This is a genomic window from Candidatus Galacturonatibacter soehngenii, assembly GCF_008830185.1.
Lineage (GTDB): Bacteria > Bacillota > Clostridia > Lachnospirales > Lachnospiraceae > Lachnotalea > Lachnotalea soehngenii.
Genome location: NZ_WAGX01000005.1, coordinates 645,270 through 662,730 on the forward strand (window position 1 = coordinate 645,270; position 17,461 = coordinate 662,730).

Consider the following 17,461-nt stretch of genomic DNA (forward strand, 5'->3'; position numbering starts at 1 on the left):
CCGCATACACCGACTTCGGGCCAACTTGACCCGAAGTGCTTATTTTTCCTGTTCGGCTTTCTTTTGAGGAGCCGAAACCTCTTTCAGTTTTGCCTTGTTTTCCTCAAGCAGCTTCATAATGGTATCCTTCATTTCGCGGGGTGTTTTCTCCTTGCCGAAATACTGGGAAAGTTCCTGACTTGAAATAATCACTTTGTCTGCCTCCTTTTTTTCTTCTAACATGATTCCGTCAATCACATCGGGGTTTAACAGCTTCTTTTGGTCAAGGTCACGCATACGCTGTGCCTGTGAGAGCGAGGGAGCCGACTGCTGGCCCTCAATAGCGATAGCAATATACCGCTGATTTTTTGGCTTGATAAACGCAAGCTCCACCGCAGGAGTGAACGCGGTTTTCTTTTCGTCCACCATTTTCATTAGGTCGGGAACCAGCTCATTGAGCTTGATATACCGCTGAACCTGCTTGACCGTCATTTTGTTGCGCTCGGCTACGACCTCATTGGAACGCTGTCCGTTGCCGGTTCGCGCACCCTGCCGCTTGATGGCTTCCAACTGCATTTGCAGGGCTTTGGCCCGTTCGCTGGGCAGGATATTTTCACGCTGATTGGTGTTGTCCTCTACCATCTGCGTGATGGCCTGCTCGTCCGTCATGTTGCGGATAATACAGGGCATATCCGTAAATCCGGCTAATTCACTGGCTTTCTGGCGGCGGTGGCCGGATACGATTTCATAGCCGCCATCTTCGCGGGGGCGGGGTGCTTCCCTCGGTTCGGGTGGCAGTTCCGGGGCAGGGGGCGGCGTTTCCTGCTGTGCCTGTTCCGTAGCTTGCGGGGAACCAGAAGCCCCGCCGCCAATTTCTGCGGCTTGTTTCGGTTTATCCGGTTTTACAGCCTTTGGGGCTTTTTCCTGTTTGGTAGGGCGAGTAGGCTTTTTGTCCGCTTTTTCAGTGGTTTTTTGTGAGCGGGATTTGGGCTTGCTGTCAGCCGTTTTCGGCTCGTTTTCCTTTCCCTTATCCATACCAGGTTTCTCTGGCTCTGCCTTTTTTTCGGTATGTGCTGATTTTTCCACGTCCTTTTTTTCGGGGGCGGTCTGCTCCGCTTCCTTTACCGCCGCCTGTTTCCCGGAAACAATCTCATTGATTTTGTCAAAGGAAACCACCACATCACCGGGGGCGGGAATGTCAATGGGGGTAGGTACTTCCGGCCTGTCCTTATCAGATTCATGCAGGGCGACTCCGTCCTCATGGGGAAGTGCCGCTGTTTCTTCGGCAGTCTTTTCCGGGGCAGGAGCTTCGCCGCTAATCTCCGGCATGGGTTTGGGAGTGCTTTTTTCTTCTGTTGTTGCTTCCTGTGCGGGAGCGGTTTTTACTTCCTCCGGCTTGTTTGGCTCATTTTTTGCCATGCGTTTTTCCTCCTTGTCTGTTTTATGGCATGAAAAAAGGGGCTTGATTTTTAGGTCAAGCCCCAACGGGATATTCGCAATCCCTCCTTTCGACTTCGGGCCAACTTGACCCGAAGTTCCGCTATCCAGATACAAAAATACCGCCCATCTTGTCCAATTGGGCGGTATCCTGTGTAATGTGATAGCTCATATTTTATTTTGGTATCTCCTTATCCCGCATAGAATAAGGGCTTTTGCAGTTTTCCTTAAATCACGGGGCCTGTTGGACCTGTGGCTCCTGTGGCCCCTGTTGGACCTGTTGGACCCGTTGGACCTGTGGCTCCTGCTGACCCTATTGGTCCCTGAGGACCTATTGGACCTTGAGGACCTATTGGCCCTTGGGGACCTTGCGGCCCACGTGGCCCTCGAGGACCTGGTGGTCCTTGCCTACAACATGAACAATTACCACTTATATTACCTCCTGGTCTTCCACAACAATTTTGCAAAGTTAACCCACAATCATAATTATATTTCATATTGTTAAGCTCCTTTTATACATTAGAATAAAATTCAAATAAAAAAGTTATTCTAAAATAGTATATGAAATGCATATATTATATGTTACCTATTTGAAAAAATTGATGTCGTATCAATGTAGTTATTTTAATCTTATGTTGTCTTTATCAAAATAAAAAAGAAAATATTATGACGCACTGATGATTTAACTTGATGTTAATTTAAGCAAAAAACGGTGATTTTGAAATAATAATCAAAATCACCGTTTTACTTTACGGAATCGTTTAATCTTAATCGCTCATTCTTTTAAATCTAACATAGATTCAAAACTCCAATTGCTCTTTCATCAAACTTTTTCAATTGGTAACCATAACTCGCAATAACTTTCTGGGATAGCCTCTTCACTAAGCGGAGCATACAATTCAATGTTATAATTTCCACTAAGCCTATAGTCTTTACAGTTTGGCAGCCATTCATTCCACATCTTTGTATTTATCTCCTGTAAATTTTTCAGCTTACAGGGAAATACTGCCCAAGTACCAGCAGGAAGTGTTCTTGTTTCGTAACCATTTGGGATTTCCTTCCAAGGCAAATAAACATCTGCTATTAGATACTCAAAATTCGAACCATTTGACTCCATGCAAAGTCCAAACATTCCACAAACAATCTCACTTCCCCCATCTTTCATATGTTCTTCCCAAAACTTAGGAATCTCTTGATAAGATGTCTCATTACAGAAGATTCTTTTTCTTCCCATAACAGTAAATGCTGCTTTTTCTTCAATTCGATAATCCATCATAGTTCCACCCTCCAGTGATAGTATTATTTTTATGGGCGCAAAATCGCGAAGAAGTACGCCCTTTTCCTTTGCAGCCGATGGAGTGATTCCATGAAACTTAGTAAAAGCTCTAGCGAAGCTATCAGGTGAATCATAACCATATTTCATGGCAACATCAATGACTTTTACATCACCACCTGTCAACTCTCTCGCCGCCAACGCAAGTCTTCTGTTACAAATATACTCAGCAATACTAAATCCACATAACGTTGAGAAAATACGTTGAAAATGAAACTCTGAGACATATGCCTTTTCAGCTATTTCCTTTACCTGAATATTCTCTGTTAGATTTTCTTCCATATATTCAATTGCGTTTTGCAAGCCCTTGACCCAAGTACTCATTACATCACCCCCTCATGACTGTAATCAAATGATAATACTATCTCTTATAATCTTCCCGACTATTCTTGCTTTGAAATGTAGGATTTCAAACTGCATTTACCTTTTTAATTATGAACCGTTATATTAAATATTTGCATCAGTTGCAAACGCTTCCGAGCCCATTGGTGATATTGTAACGTAAAGGCGTAAAATGTCTTCACCGCTGTTTATAACCTGTAAGCTTTCTTGTCCATCCACTTGCATTAATTCTCCAACCTGCAACAAGGTTTCATTGCCATCCGTAACAACCTTCGCACTTCCCTCCATAACCTGCAAAAAAAGGGTAGATTCAAGATGTGTATGTCCTGGCAGTATTTCTCCTTTGGCAATGTTTAAAACAAAAGCAATTACATTATCACTTTTAAATATCATTCTTTTTGCAATTTTACCTTCTGGTTCCTGAAAATAATCTTTGATATTAAATTTGTTCATGATAAATCCTCCTTTGATTTAAGTATATCTTTAATATACCACAACTTGGTGATAATAATTACTTTAATTTATCCAATATAATGTAAATTAAAATATGCTCCAACTTCGAAAAACAAAGTTGAAGCATATTCATATATAAAAATACTTATTTTTTAATATTTAAATCTACCTATGCAATCTAGTATTAATTCAGCTTGTTTTGATAGCTCATCACATGCGCTGGCTATTTCCATGGTAGAAGCAGTTTGTTCTTCTACGGAAGAAGCAACCTCTTGAGTTCCTGCTGCATTTTCTTCTGATACAGCAGATAGATTTTCTATGATACCTATTATCTGATTTTTCTTTATGTTCATTTCGTGCTCACCTTTATTTAAGGTTTCTATCGCATTTCTCATGTCATCTATGGAATCAGCTATCACATTAAACTTATCTTCTGTATCATTTACATTTTCTGATTGAGATTGTACTATTTTTTCAGTTTTTTCCATAGCCATTACAGCTTCATTGGTTTTATTAATTAACTCTTCAATTATGTTTGTGATCTCATCTGTAAAATTATTAGACTCTTCAGCAAGCTTTCTTATTTCATCAGCAACCACAGAAAATCCTCTTCCAGCTTCTCCTGCTCTTGCAGCTTCAATTGCAGCATTTAATGCCAATAAATTGGTTTGATTTGCAATGTTCTTTATCATTTCACTGGCTACTGATATTCTTTCTGCACTACGCTTTGTATCTATTGTAATATCATTGATTTTTTTTGAAATTTCACTGTTTTGTATCGCACTATCATTTAAGCTCTCTAAAGTTTTGTAACCTTCTTTTACCGTCTTTATCACTTCATTTGATAACAGTTCTAAGTTGTTAACTTGTTTTATATCTTCTTCGATGATTTGACCTAATATATTAATATTAGTTGCGCCATCCACTGTATCCTTCGCTTGTTCACTGGCGCCTCTTGCTATCTCATCGATGGCTCTGGCAACTTCTTCTGCTGCTATTGATGATTGTTGAGTTGTGGACGTCAATTCTTCGGAGGATGCCGCTACTTGTTCTGAAATACTTGCAATTTCTACTACTATAGTTCTAACTTTTTCTACAAATGTATTAAAACTATTTGCAATATCTCCTATTTCATCTTTACTCACAATCTCAACTCTTGAAGTTAAATCACCATCATTTGTTGCCAACTCATCTAATCGATTGGTTATTATTTTTAATTTTTTAACTTTTTTGGCCAAGAGAATAAATGTTATAATTACAATAAGTATAAATATAGTCTGTAATACATATACAATCATAAATAAAATTCTTGATTTGGCTGTTGTTTCTTCTACTTCTTTCGCGGCCATTTCATTGATTTTATTCGTAAAATCATTGATTAAATCTGTTATAATCTTTTTACTCTTATTATAATTATCGTCAAATACAAGTCTTCTTGCGGTTTCAAAATTTCCTCCCTTGGCTGCATTCATCGCTTCTTCTTCAACCTTTGCCAAGCTGTTAGACGCTTCTCCTGCATCCTCTAGTATCTGGAAATGTTCTTGTTTTGCTCCTAGTTCACCTAGTCTTTCTATCACTTTTTCTCTTGTTTTAGTCTCATTTACTTCTTTCCAATAGTTATCATAATAAACTTTTTCTCCAAATTGCACGTAGGCTCTAGCCTGATTTGTTAAATAATCCGAAGCCTCCTTAAGCTCTAACCCTAAGCTTTGAAATTGAGATTGCGCATCTCTAGCTATCCATTCTTTTTCTATTCCTTTATCTAACGAAACTAATGCCACTGCATTAAAAACAATTAAAATAAAACATGTGATACCTACAATCTTTAGTAATCTTGAGATTTTCATCTGTTTCCTCCTAGTGCGTATATTTGTGCAACGAATTATTTAACTCAACACATGATTCACTTAATGTGAAAACTTATCACAAGTTTATATCAACCTCCCTGGTTCATAAAGTCAAAGCCTAAGCTATGCTAATTCTATCAATCTATATCATAGTTGGAATGAAGTTTTTGCATATATAATCCAACTAATTGATACATAAGTTTTCCTGATACTTACTGTCTTTATCATAGCACAAAAGTACCAATAAAACTAGGTAGTATCCATTTTTTCGACGTATTTCGACATCGATAACTAGTAGTCGCAATTCTAATAATAGTTAGATTCTGTAAGCAATATTGGGAAATCTAAAACAAGACAAAGAAAACCCTTGATTTATAAAAACCGGCAGAAGATAACACCTAATGGTATTATCTGCTGCCGGCTTAACCGATAACCTGTATTATTTCACTTTCTTCAAAACAACAGTTGAGAAGCTATCTAGTTTCTCACTTTGCGTTCCATAAATAACCTCATAATTAGATTTTGGAAAATCCAACGCAACGGCTTCCCTGTTAAAGTTTTGTACAATCAGATAAGAGTCTTCCTTTGATTGTCTTGTTGTCACTTCAACACCTTCTGGAATAAATGAAAATGGTTTTTCAATTTTTTCTTTCTCAAAGACTGCTTCAATTAAGTCCGTATAGAATGCTTCTTCCATATCTGCGCATACATAATAGATTCTTCCTTTTCCATATTGATTGCAAGTTAGAACTGGAAGTCCTTTGTAGAAATCTTTTTCATAGGTCATAAGAACTTCTGCGTCTGATACCTTCACCAATTCACATAAATTTCGACATGTATACTTTTTATTTAAGGAAAGAGAATTATTCTTTTTTGGAATAGCCGTATTTTCTTCTTCATCATAAAGTCCATCTATCTCTGTTCTTCTTAGTCCCAACACATCGGTTAACTTACTTGGCGTTTCACCTAAAAAGCAGCTATCTGCATCATCTACAACACCTGACCAAAAAGTCATAATAACCGTTCCACCGTTTTCCACAAACGCTCTTATTTTCTTCTCGATTCCTGCACGAAACATATAAAGCATGGGAATTAATATTATTTGATAATCCTTTAATACATCTTCCATATCAATGACATCAACATTTACTCCCTGTCTTCGAAGAGCTGCATACATTTTATCCGCCGTTTCTTTATATGGCATTCCACAATTCCTTGGTCCTTGTGCATCCATAAGCGCCCATCTATTTTCTGTATCATACAGCAATGCAATCTTCGAATTTTGTTTTGTTCCTCTTAATTCCGTAAGTTCAGCTAGCGCTTTTCCCACCTGACAAACTTCTTGATAAACCCTTGTATCTTCTCCGCCATAATGGTCAATGACTGCTCCATGGAGTTTTTCAGAAGCGCCTTTGCTTTGTCTCATTTGAAAATACAAAGCACTATCAGAGCCATGCGCAATCGCCTGTAAGGAAGCCGCTCTTAGAATACCTGGTTTTCTTAATTTACTCACATCCTGCCAATTTGTTGAAGAAGGTGAAGACTCCATTAGTAAAAACGGCTTTTTTAATAAACTACGCATAAAATCATGCTGCATCGCTGTCTCTCTTGCCGTTTGTATTTCTGGTTTTCTATGCCATTCTGGATAACTATCCCACGAAGCAATATCTAGTACTTCTTTAAATTTCCTGTAATTAAGCCCGTCATAATCTCCCATAAAATTGGTAGTAATCGGTTTTTCGCAGCCTCCATCACGAATTGCCTGTTTTTCCCATTCAGCAAAATCTACCGTCTGAGCCGTAACAAAACGCCTCCAGTCTAAATTCAAAGCATGTAAAAGCATCTCTCCTTTGGGAGACGGACTCTCAACTTGTTCAAAGTCTTGATAGATATGACTCCAAAAAGTAGTATTCCACCTACGATTGAGCTCTTCAATCGTTTTATATCGCTCTTTTAACCATTCTCTAAATTTTGCCTGACATAATGGACAGTGGCAATCTCCTCCGTATTCGTTCGAAAGATGCAAAAGTATAATTCCTGGATGATTTCCTAATTCCTTTGCAAGTAACATGTTAATATCCCGAACTTTTTTTCTGTAAGCCAAAGAGGTATAGCAATGATTATGGCGGGCACCAAAAAGTTGTCTCTCTCGGTTTGCATTTACACGAAGAACCTCCGGATAGCTTTTTGCCAGCCATTGCGGTCTAGCACCTGATGGAGTCCCAAGGATCGTATAAATCCCATTTTGATACATTTTATTCACTATTTCTATAAGCCAGTCAATTTGATACTTCCCATCCTCTGGTTCTAATACACTCCAAGAAAACATCCCAACTGTAATAACATTGATGTTTGCTTTTAAAAAAAATTCCAAATCTTTTTCCAGTATTTCTGGAGAATCTAACCATTGCTCTGGATTGTAGTCGCCGCCATGCAGCAATTGTTCAAGTCTGATGTTTGTATTCTTCTGCATTTTTATCTCCATTTTTCAAATATTTCCTAACTACATCGTAGATTCTTTAATCAATACGTTATAGCCTAGTATTAGTTTATTGTAGTCTACCTTCCCACTCATAGCATCTAATAGTTTTTTAGAAGCTACTCCTCCTATTTCTTTTACGTCAAATTCCAAACAGGTAATAGACGGATAACAGTTTGCTAATGATTTGCCTCCATAGCAAGATGCAACCTTTATGTCTTTGGGAATCTTTACCCGACTCTTATGCAGTGCATTTAGGACACTCAAACAAATATTATCGTCAAGGCAAAGAATGCAATCTACCCCTTTTTTTAATATCTTTGCAACATCCTTTTCTACAATCGAAGGATACACTGCTCCTGTATAAAGTAAATCTTCATCCATAAGGACTCCCGCCTCTTGATATGCATCCCGTATTCCTCTCAATCGACTCTGTGTTACGATGTGTCCTGCATCGCCGCAAACACAAGCAATCTTTTTAATATTCATGCGTAAAAGCACAGAGGCTAAATCCTTGCAGCCACCTTCTTGGTCAAAATCTACCTGAATCACTTGTTCTTCAACCCAGCTTCCAATTACAACAAAAGGAATCTTTTGTTTTTCTAGATAGCGTATTGCTAAGTCACCTTCCATTGTTCTTGTGAATATCGCTCCATCTATCTTGCGCTGTTCAACCAAAGACATTAACTCCCCTATATTGGTTGAGGTAGTCTTAACCAATAACACTCCATATCCCCACGCAGAAAAACAATCATATACACTTAGTAATATCTCCTGAAAATAAGGTAACTGTGCATGACCTTCCTCTCCAGGCAAAAGGACACAAATATTCTTGGATCTCTTTTTTGTTTTTTCTGTTGTATTTGGGATATACTGGTACTCCTCTAAAAATTGAAATACCTTGTTCTTTGTTTCTAAACCAATCCGTCCTTTGCCTGAAATAGCTCTTGATACGGTTGTTGGAGACAGGTCTAGCTTTTTTGCAATTTCTTGTATCGTAATTTTCTTGCTTTCATTCTCTTTCTCATACCGAAACTTCATATTTTTTCACCCTACCTACTGATAATCCATATTTTTTTTTACCGTATTCAAAACTTCGTTTATTTACTTACAGACATTACTTTTGCCGTTGCCAGATATTTCGGCACTCTAACTCTAATAATTGATATTATTATATCTGTTTTTAGGCATAGAAGAAAGAGAATTTTAAGCTTCCGTTTTATTTGCTATACCAAAATTAATCTATAACATTTATTTTAATCCAGTTCGTAACAAATACCCTTCATACTGTTTTTTAAACTCATCTGTCACTTTATCAATTCCAGCGTCTCTTAACTTCTTTTGAAAACTAGCAAATTCGTTTTCTGTATTGTCTCCATAAATACCAAGTGCAAAGCTTTGTTTATATTCATCAATAATTGACTTGATTACTGTATATTCTGTTTCTACTTTTTTCGGATCAAACGTAAAACCTGCAACTTCTGGACGGTATTCATGTGCCATTGTTATTTTTGAAATCTCAACCTGTCTTTCATCTAAGCCATCCTCTTCTGGTTCATCTTCACGATTCAAAGCCCATGCCCAGTTATTCCAGCCATAATCTTTTGACTTATCTAATGTGACACGTGTTCCTCCTTCTGTTAATTCATAATGAGTCCCTTCTATTCCTCCAAGTAACAATCGATTCAAATTCACGTCACTTTTCATATAATCTAATACAAGAGCTGCTCTTTGTTGGTTCTTTGACTTTGTGGTAATTGCAATTGCATCTGTTGCATAGCTTGCACGACTTCGAAGTGCCTCTGATGTCAAGTCATATACCGCATATGTTCCAATATTTGCTGACTCTAAGTTTTTCCCTGCTTGAAATACACTGGTATTCCATACAAAAGAACCAGAGGTTCCATTTTCAAAATAAGCTTGTGCATCTGTTGTATCATTAATTGCATCTGCTGACCAAAAACCTTTCGAAGCAAACTCTGCCATTTTCTTACAATATTCAAGATTTAAGTCAGAGCCATAATAATAAAAAATATCGCTTGCATCTGGTGCATCTTCTTTTCCATTGTTATAATACATCCAGTCATACCCTTCAGCAACATTTTGAATTCCTTTTGTCTGTAGGAAAGTAGTGAGTAACTGTTCTCGATTTGCATTGGTATTTAATGGTACTACACCTGTTTCACTTTTTAATTGTACTAATTCCTCTAAATATTTTTGATAGTTATCCCAACTATTTGGTACTGTTAATCCATATTTATCAATTAAATCTTGGCGAACGGCTGTAATGTTATAAGCAGTAAAAGTAGCTTTTGCTTTTGGAACTGCATATATCTTTCCATCAATTGAAATCTGATCCCAACTCTCTTTTGGCTGCTGTTCATAAGTATATGGCATATTTTCTTTTAAAAATTCATCTGTTAACTCCCAAAATGCTCCTTTGGCTGCTTCTTCATTATAATAACACCATGCCGCAGTATAAATTAAGTCAACCTGCTCTCCACCAGAAAGCAAAAGCAGATACTTCGTCGTATAATCACTCCAATTCAAGAATTTAATTTCAACTGTTGTATTCAAATTAGGTTCAAAATATTTTGCATTCGCCTGCTCTACAACCGTTTGCATGTCTGCTGGTTCATCACCTAATACATACATCACTATATTTTCTCTTTTTGATAAATCATAACCTTTCTCTGCATACGGGCTATCGGCTGCAATTTCCGTGGAACTGGTGCTATCTGCCCCCTCCTTTGACACATTCGCCGTTTCCTTACTCATTCCTTTACACCCTACTAGCGCAAAAGCTGTTACAAAAGCCAACGTAAGAGATAGTAATTGTTTCATTTTCTTTTTCATCATCATTTTCTCCTTTTCATTTTCTTTTTTTATCGGTACTTTTCATACGGTTGAAAGCACCTTACCCCTTTACTGCACCAATGGTAAGCCCTTTTACAAAATACTTTTGTAAAAACGGATAAAGTAATACAATTGGTCCAGTTGCAATGACTGTCATTGCAAGCTTTAATCCTTCTGACGGAAGCTGTCCAACCTGCATTCCTGTTTGTGCCGCAACACGTTTTAAAGCATTGGTACTATTTAAAATGTTTTGTAATGTATACTGTAAATTCCAGTTATCACTAGTACTCATAAACAGCATGCAATTATACCAATCATTCCAATAAGCTAACGCGATAAATAAAGTCAGCGTTGCAATCAATGGCTTTGCCATTGGTAAAATAACCTTATAAAAGATAAAAAAGTCTCCAGCTCCATCAATTTTGGCAGCCTCTGTCATTTCAAACGGAATTCCTTTCATAAAACTCTTTGCAATAATCATATTCCAAACTGAAAACAGTCCTGGAACAATCAACGAATACATATGGTTACTAAAATTAAAATATTTTGTACATAGTAAATACCAAGGAACAAGACCACCGTTAAACAATGTTGTAAAGAAAAAGAAAAATGAAATTTTATTTCTCCATGGAAAATCAGGTCTTGCTAATACGTACCCTGTCATAGTAGTTAAGAAAATAGATAGAGCCGTTCCTACTACCGTTACAAAAATAGTCACTCCATAAGCATTTAGTATACTCTCTGGGCTTTTTAAAGCCATTTGATAGGCTTCTAGCGAAAATTCTTTTGATGTAACAAAAAATTGATATCCTTTTGTCACGATAATATTTTCTTTGGTAATTGATCCAACTATGATTAAATAAAATGGAATCACACAGGCAAGAGCAAAAATTCCGACTAATATGTATGCCATAATATTAAATGCAATTACATCTTTTCCTTTTTTTATTTTCATCTTTTTGCCTCCTAAAATAATGTATAGTCTGGATCAAATTTCTTCACAATATAATTGGCTGTACAAATTGTTACAAAACATAATACCGACTGAAACAATCCTGCTGCAGCTGACATTCCTATATTGGGTGAAGTTATCAAGGATCGGTAAACATATGTGTCAATCACATCCGAGGATTGAAGCAATAACTGATTCGCTCCTACTAACTGATAAAACATTCCAAAATCACCACGGAAAATATTCCCGATTGCTAAGAGTGTCATTATAAATATCGTTGGTTTTAAACAAGGTATCGTAATATAGCGTATTCTTTGCCATACAGATGCTCCGTCAATTTGTGCTGCCTCCATCATTTCCTGGCTAATGCCTGCAATGGCTGCTAAATACACAACAGTTCCGTATCCCGTCTGCTTCCACATTCTAACAAAAAGCATTACGATTGGCCATCCAGATACCTGTTGATAAATACTAAAGTCTTCTATCCCAACTGCTCCAAGCAATGAATTTAACACACCATTTTCACCAAAAATATTTAGCATAATGGTTGAAACCACTACCCATGAAATAAAATAAGGAAGGAAGATAAACCCTTGTGTTACTTTCTTAAAAATTTTACCGTTTATTTCACTTAAAATAATTGCAAACCCTACCTCAAAAATGATTCCAAAGAAAATGAAAGCCATATTGTATAACAAAGTATTTCTGGTAAGCTCCCAAATCTTACCGGTTACAAATAAATAACGGAAATTATCAAATCCTACCCAAGGACTCCCCAAAAAACCATCGTAATAATTATAGTTTTTAAATGCTACAACAATTCCTGCCATTGGAATATAGCTAAAAATAATAACAAATAAAATTGGAGGCACCAACATCAGTAAAAGTGTTTTATTTCTTTTCACATTTTTAATTAAACTATTCATAAATCAATCCTTTCTCTGCCGATGCTTTGGACATTGAATCCATAAAAAATAACAATTTAATTGGCCGCTTTATCCTTTATTTTACGAAACACTTGTAAAGAATCCAGTGCCTTTCCTGTCGAATTAAACATAGCCATATTGTCCCAAGAGCTTCCTTTATCCTCTGTTGCATACTCTATTACCTTATCGTGAAACAGTAATTCATAATTGCCAGATACCTTAGATGCAAAACCAGTTCCATATCTTCCGCTTTTTGCTGTATCTACACCAATCCATGCAGGTTCCCAATAAAATCCACCCAATCCATATCCGTTCGTGCCTGACTGTGTATTAACAGATGCAACTGCCATAAAGACTGCTTCAATTGCTTCCTTTTGTCCAGCCACACTAACTTCATAGTCTGAATATGCCATGTCACTCAAAGAGCTAACATTGTTACCCGTAGAGTCAGCATTTGCAAATGTGTATGGATAAGAGGTCTCTGCTACCATTACTTTTTTGTTGTATGTTTTTGCAACATTTTTTAGCGAAGTAGCCAGTTCATCTACACTACCGTGCCAAAATGGATACGCTGATACTGCAAATACATCATAATCAATTCCTTGTAAAGCTGCTTGCTCGGCATACCAAGTAGCTGTAGTATTGGGATCTGTAAAATGAAGTGCTTTCAGAATCGCTTTCTCACCAGACAATCCATATTCGTTGTTTATCGTATTGACAGCTTCGCAACCCTTTTGCATTGCTGCTCCTACTCCACTGGTAAGATTCCATATCCCGTCATATAGTCCACCCATTCCAGCCATCGTACCCATTGTTTCGTTTCCAATCTGTACCATTCCTACATCCACTCCTGCCAAAAGAAGCTTAGAAAGAGAATCATATGTAAAATCATAAACTGCATCAGCCTTTTGTTCTAAAGTGTAATCCTTCCAGGCTTTTGGAGCATATTGCTTAGCAGGATCTGCCCAGAAGTCAGAATAATGAAAATCAACAAGCAATTTCATTCCACGTGCTTTGGCACGCTGACCAATGGTAATTGCTTTTGCAATATCATTATTTCCACCTCCATAACCTAATTTACTTTGGGTATCATAGGGATTGTTCCATACACGAACACGTATATAGTTCACTCCTGCATCTTTTAGAATGTCAAACATATCTCCCTGTGTCCCATTCGCATAGTAAAACTTTTGTCCAGCTTCTTCAAAGGCTATAATACTAGAAATATCAACTCCTCGAATAAAGCTTTTTGTAATTCCTTCATTCTTTTTCGCACCCTTTACATCACAGCCTGCTTGAAGGAAAATGACAGCACCCGCAATCATACTAAATGCCAATGTCATACTTGTGGCAACCCATTTCCATTTTCTTTTTTTACCCATTTAATCTCCTCTTTTTATTATTTTTGCGCAATTTTATAATATTGCGTAAATTAATTGCGCTATAATGATATTTTATGCCAAATTGATTCACTTGTAAATTGATAATTATATACAAATATCACAAATGTTTTTTGTTTGTTTTTTCATAAAAAGGGTGCGCAATTATTTTGTATAATTGCGCACCCTTTTTATCCTTTTAATATAATATGATGCAGTGTCAAAAAGTTGGAGTTAAACAAAATTGTATTACTTTTCCATAGACTGGGGGTGCACTTACTTTTATTCCAACCTCCAGCAACTCCTTCTCTTGCACTTGTATATTTGTGATTTGGTAAAGCATCCACTCTTCGTCTTGCGGAAAGATTTGTGTTAGACAAGTCTTTTCTTTAGTTTTTGCAAATAAATGTATTTCTACTCCAGTGGTATTATCGCCTTTATAGCGACAGGATAATTGATAGCTTCCCTTTTTTAAAGGCTGTGACTTCGTCTTAAGTATCCACTCACAGATTTCTTCTGCTCGAAAAAAAAAGACATTTTGTTCTAGCACTCCTACTTCTTGTACTTTCTCTTTACCAATGTTGATCTCAAGACAATGATTTCCTTTTGTTACGTTTACTTCCCAGCCTTGCATCCCCTTTTCAAAGCTTGCATTGTTAAGGAAATTTTGCTGTCTATCTCGTATCTCTTTTAGTACTGCCTTTACTTTTACTATTTCTTCATATCCTTCTACCACACCACTTACTTCATAAATTCCATCTTCCTCTTCCAAAGCACTTTCCCACATAATCTCTTTTTCCATCAATGTTCCATCCATTTTAAGTGCTTTGACTTTGGGCAATAGCTCTCCCATTTTATGTAAATGTTCTCTCGTAGCAATTTCGATCTCTAGGGGTACATAGACTTTAGCGATCTTATCTTTGTTTTTTTCAAATTCATGATAGGAGATTGCACGTAGCCCTTCGGTAGCTACTCCATTTTCATCCACTAATGCCATACAGCTTCCCCAACCTTCCATGTCCTTTGGCATACGCATAAATGGTTCCCAATAAAAAAATCCCATTCCTTTTTTCTCACTTACATTTGCTATAATAGACTCGATTAGTTCTAGTACTTTCCTTTGATTTTTTGGTGTGGCAAAAAAACCTGCCGCATGTTCTTGTGCTTCTCCAAAGAAAGTGCCATTGCTTCTTTGAAATGCATGTGCTGTTTCGGCTACTAATAAATCTTTTCCGTATTCTTTTACCAGATTTTCCATTGTATTTTTAAATTCATAAAACGTACCATGCCAAAATGGATAGTAGGACAATGCAATGATATCAAAATCTTCTACTCCATTTTCGATTGCTGCATCAAACCATTCTTTGTAATAAACATAGCGTCCGCCCTGATCAAGATGTATCACCACTTTTGTCTCTTCTCTTGACAAGGTATCACGTACCGCCCTAATACCACTGTTAATTAATCCTGCCAATCCTGTCCAGTTTTTTACTGCTCCTTCTGGAAATAGCATACCTGTACGAATTTCATTTCCAATCTGTACCATATCAGGAACTGTGCCTGCATTTTTTAACGTACACAAAACCTCTTTTGTATAAAGATAAACAGCTTCTTTCAACTCAGTATCATTTAAATGTTCCCATGCTTTTGGCTTTTTTTGATGACCGGGGTCAGCCCACCAATCCGAATAATGAAAATCAAGGAAAAAGCCATATCCGTACTTCTTTATTATTTTTGCCATCTGTAATGTCTTTTCTAAATCACAATAGCCGCCTGATTCTTCAATCAACCAAGGTTCATTCCAAATACGAAGTCTTACATAATTAAATCCTTCTTGTTTTGCAAATTGCAATAAATCAACTGGATTTCTTTCATAATCATAATATTGATACCCTTTATCCTCCATCTTAAAAAAGTGTCTTCGACACTTCAACTCCCCTCCCCCTCAATCTTGAGGGGATTTAGGGGGTTTTCTTTTTGCTACAAATCCTTCATAATAATCTTATGAGCAACATACTTCAGGATATATTTAAAGATAACTATGAAAGAATGATTTATACTTTACACCCTCGCAAGTCGGTCATTGAAAATGTTAATCGTATGATTAACTGCGGTGACCCTTCTTTTGGTGGTGCAATGTATGGTTGCGGCAAATGTGGTACCCTTAAATTTGTTCCTTTCCGTTGTCACAGTCGCTTCTGTCCTACCTGTGGAACTAAGTATTCCATTGACCGCACTACCTCTATGTCTTTTAAGATAATCAATGCTCAGCACCGTCACTGTGTTTTTACCATTGATTCTGAACTTAGACATTACTTTCTTGAAGATAGAAAACTTCTTAATCTTCTTTTTGAAGCTGTTCAAAGTGTTGTCTTTCGCTTATTTCACAAAGACAATAAAGCCGAAAAATTCACGCCTGGATTCATTCTTGTTCTCCACACTTTTGGTAGAGACTTGAAATGGAATCCTCATATTCATTGTCTTCTGTCCGAAGGTGGCATTGGTAACTCTGGTATTTGGCGTCCCAAAACTCACTTTAATTACACATTCCTTCGCAACGCCTTTCGCACAGCCCTCCTTAACTTAATGGAGAAAAAGCTTGGGCCATCTTTTATACTGGTCAAGGCTAAATGCTACCACGAACATAAAGAAGGATTCTATGTCTATGCAAAACCTAATAAGTGTAATCCTAAAGTTGTTACTAAATACATAGGCCGTTATCTTGGTCGTCCTGTTATTGCCACTTCTCGTATCGACGATTACGACGGTGAAAATGTAACTTTTCACTACAATCGTCATGAGGATGACAAACTTGTCGTTGAAACCATTCCTGTTATGGAATTCATTGAACGACTAAGCATGCACATTCCTGAAAAACACTTCAAACAAATCCGCTACTATGGTCTTTATGCAAGAACACGTGAGAGTGATAAAAAGCTATCTCTTGCCATATCAAAAGAAAAACATAAGGTTATTCTTTCATTCAATCGCTGGCGCAATTGCACTTTATCCTCTTTTGGTTATGATCCTCTCAAATGTCCATGCTGTGGCGAGACAATGCTTTTTCTTGAGCTTTATCATAAACATCAGCATATTTCTCTGGACAAAATGTATGAAAGGGCAATGGGAAGACTCCCAACTTTCTCTTCTGCATGAAATATATACATACCACCTCCGTCTGTGATAAAATATATAAAACGGAGGAAAACACTATGTCAAAATGTTCAGATGAAATCAGAAACAAGTATATACAGAATCCACCCGAAGGCATGACCGCTGATGACATCCGCCACATGAGTGAGGATGATTTGCTTGATATGGATTACTTCTTAAATGAAGACGATGCGTTTGACGAAGACTTCCCGGGAGCTGAAGGTTTCTATATCTTCTAAAACCTATCGTTTACTTGTTGTGCCCGCCTCCATGCGGGCCCTTTTCATATCAAGAGTTCTCCGAAGGAGAACTTTCCTATAAAGCA

At 37.2% G+C, this 17,461-nt stretch carries 14 protein-coding genes; 2 read left to right on the forward strand and 12 right to left on the reverse strand.

Translation table 11 applies throughout. From position 1 onward, the window contains the following. Positions 1 to 39: 39 nt before the first annotated feature. From F7O84_RS10505 to F7O84_RS10560, 12 genes are all read right to left on the reverse strand, one after another. A complete protein-coding gene (locus tag F7O84_RS10505; RefSeq protein WP_192451717.1) occupies positions 40 to 1,398 on the reverse strand; it encodes a ParB N-terminal domain-containing protein in 1,359 nt (452 codons plus the stop codon). 245 nt (positions 1,399 to 1,643) lie between these two features. After that, positions 1,644 to 1,913, reverse strand: coding sequence for a hypothetical protein (locus F7O84_RS19375; protein WP_151144724.1), 270 nt, complete (start codon positions 1,911 to 1,913; stop codon positions 1,644 to 1,646). Positions 1,914 to 2,239: 326 nt separating this feature from the next. Next, positions 2,240 to 3,073 (reverse strand): AraC family transcriptional regulator, encoded by an 834-nt coding sequence (locus F7O84_RS10515; protein WP_151144727.1) that lies wholly within the window; start codon positions 3,071 to 3,073, stop codon positions 2,240 to 2,242. Positions 3,074 to 3,196: 123 nt separating this feature from the next. Further along, entirely contained in the window at positions 3,197 to 3,544 is a 348-nt protein-coding gene (locus F7O84_RS10520) for a cupin domain-containing protein (RefSeq protein ID WP_151144729.1), read from the reverse strand. A gap of 152 nt (positions 3,545 to 3,696) precedes the next feature. Continuing rightward, positions 3,697 to 5,391, reverse strand: a complete 1,695-nt coding sequence (locus F7O84_RS10525) for a methyl-accepting chemotaxis protein (RefSeq protein WP_151144732.1) — start codon at positions 5,389 to 5,391, stop codon at positions 3,697 to 3,699. Between the two features lie 439 nt (positions 5,392 to 5,830). Then, positions 5,831 to 7,864, reverse strand: coding sequence for a beta-galactosidase (locus F7O84_RS10530; protein ID WP_151144735.1), 2,034 nt, complete (start codon positions 7,862 to 7,864; stop codon positions 5,831 to 5,833). Between the two features lie 30 nt (positions 7,865 to 7,894). Then, positions 7,895 to 8,911, reverse strand: a complete 1,017-nt coding sequence (locus F7O84_RS10535) for a LacI family DNA-binding transcriptional regulator (RefSeq protein WP_151144738.1) — start codon at positions 8,909 to 8,911, stop codon at positions 7,895 to 7,897. Between the two features lie 210 nt (positions 8,912 to 9,121). Beyond that, the gene (locus tag F7O84_RS10540) at positions 9,122 to 10,726 is read right to left on the reverse strand and encodes an extracellular solute-binding protein (RefSeq protein ID WP_192451718.1); all 1,605 of its coding nucleotides are present in this window, start codon (positions 10,724 to 10,726) and stop codon (positions 9,122 to 9,124) included. A gap of 61 nt (positions 10,727 to 10,787) precedes the next feature. After that, complete coding sequence (locus F7O84_RS10545; RefSeq protein WP_151144744.1) at positions 10,788 to 11,681, reverse strand: carbohydrate ABC transporter permease; 894 nt, start codon at positions 11,679 to 11,681, stop codon at positions 10,788 to 10,790. A gap of 11 nt (positions 11,682 to 11,692) precedes the next feature. After that, the gene (locus tag F7O84_RS10550) at positions 11,693 to 12,604 is read right to left on the reverse strand and encodes an ABC transporter permease (RefSeq protein WP_151144746.1); all 912 of its coding nucleotides are present in this window, start codon (positions 12,602 to 12,604) and stop codon (positions 11,693 to 11,695) included. A gap of 56 nt (positions 12,605 to 12,660) precedes the next feature. Beyond that, positions 12,661 to 13,986 carry a glycoside hydrolase family 53 protein gene (locus tag F7O84_RS10555; RefSeq protein WP_151144748.1) on the reverse strand — a complete coding sequence of 442 codons (1,326 nt, stop codon included), beginning with the start codon at positions 13,984 to 13,986 and terminating at the stop codon, positions 12,661 to 12,663. Positions 13,987 to 14,203: 217 nt separating this feature from the next. Continuing rightward, the gene (locus F7O84_RS10560) at positions 14,204 to 15,916 is read right to left on the reverse strand and encodes a glycosyl hydrolase 53 family protein (protein WP_192451719.1); all 1,713 of its coding nucleotides are present in this window, start codon (positions 15,914 to 15,916) and stop codon (positions 14,204 to 14,206) included. 71 nt (positions 15,917 to 15,987) lie between these two features. Here F7O84_RS10560 and F7O84_RS10565 point away from each other — a divergent pair, with 71 nt between their 5' ends. Both F7O84_RS10565 and F7O84_RS10570 read left to right on the forward strand, forming a co-directional pair. Further along, positions 15,988 to 17,139, forward strand: coding sequence for an IS91 family transposase (locus tag F7O84_RS10565; protein WP_151144754.1), 1,152 nt, complete (start codon positions 15,988 to 15,990; stop codon positions 17,137 to 17,139). A 56-nt stretch (positions 17,140 to 17,195) separates the two neighbouring features. After that, positions 17,196 to 17,375, forward strand: a complete 180-nt coding sequence (locus tag F7O84_RS10570; protein WP_042679852.1) for a hypothetical protein — start codon at positions 17,196 to 17,198, stop codon at positions 17,373 to 17,375. The last annotated feature ends 86 nt before the right edge of the window (positions 17,376 to 17,461 follow it).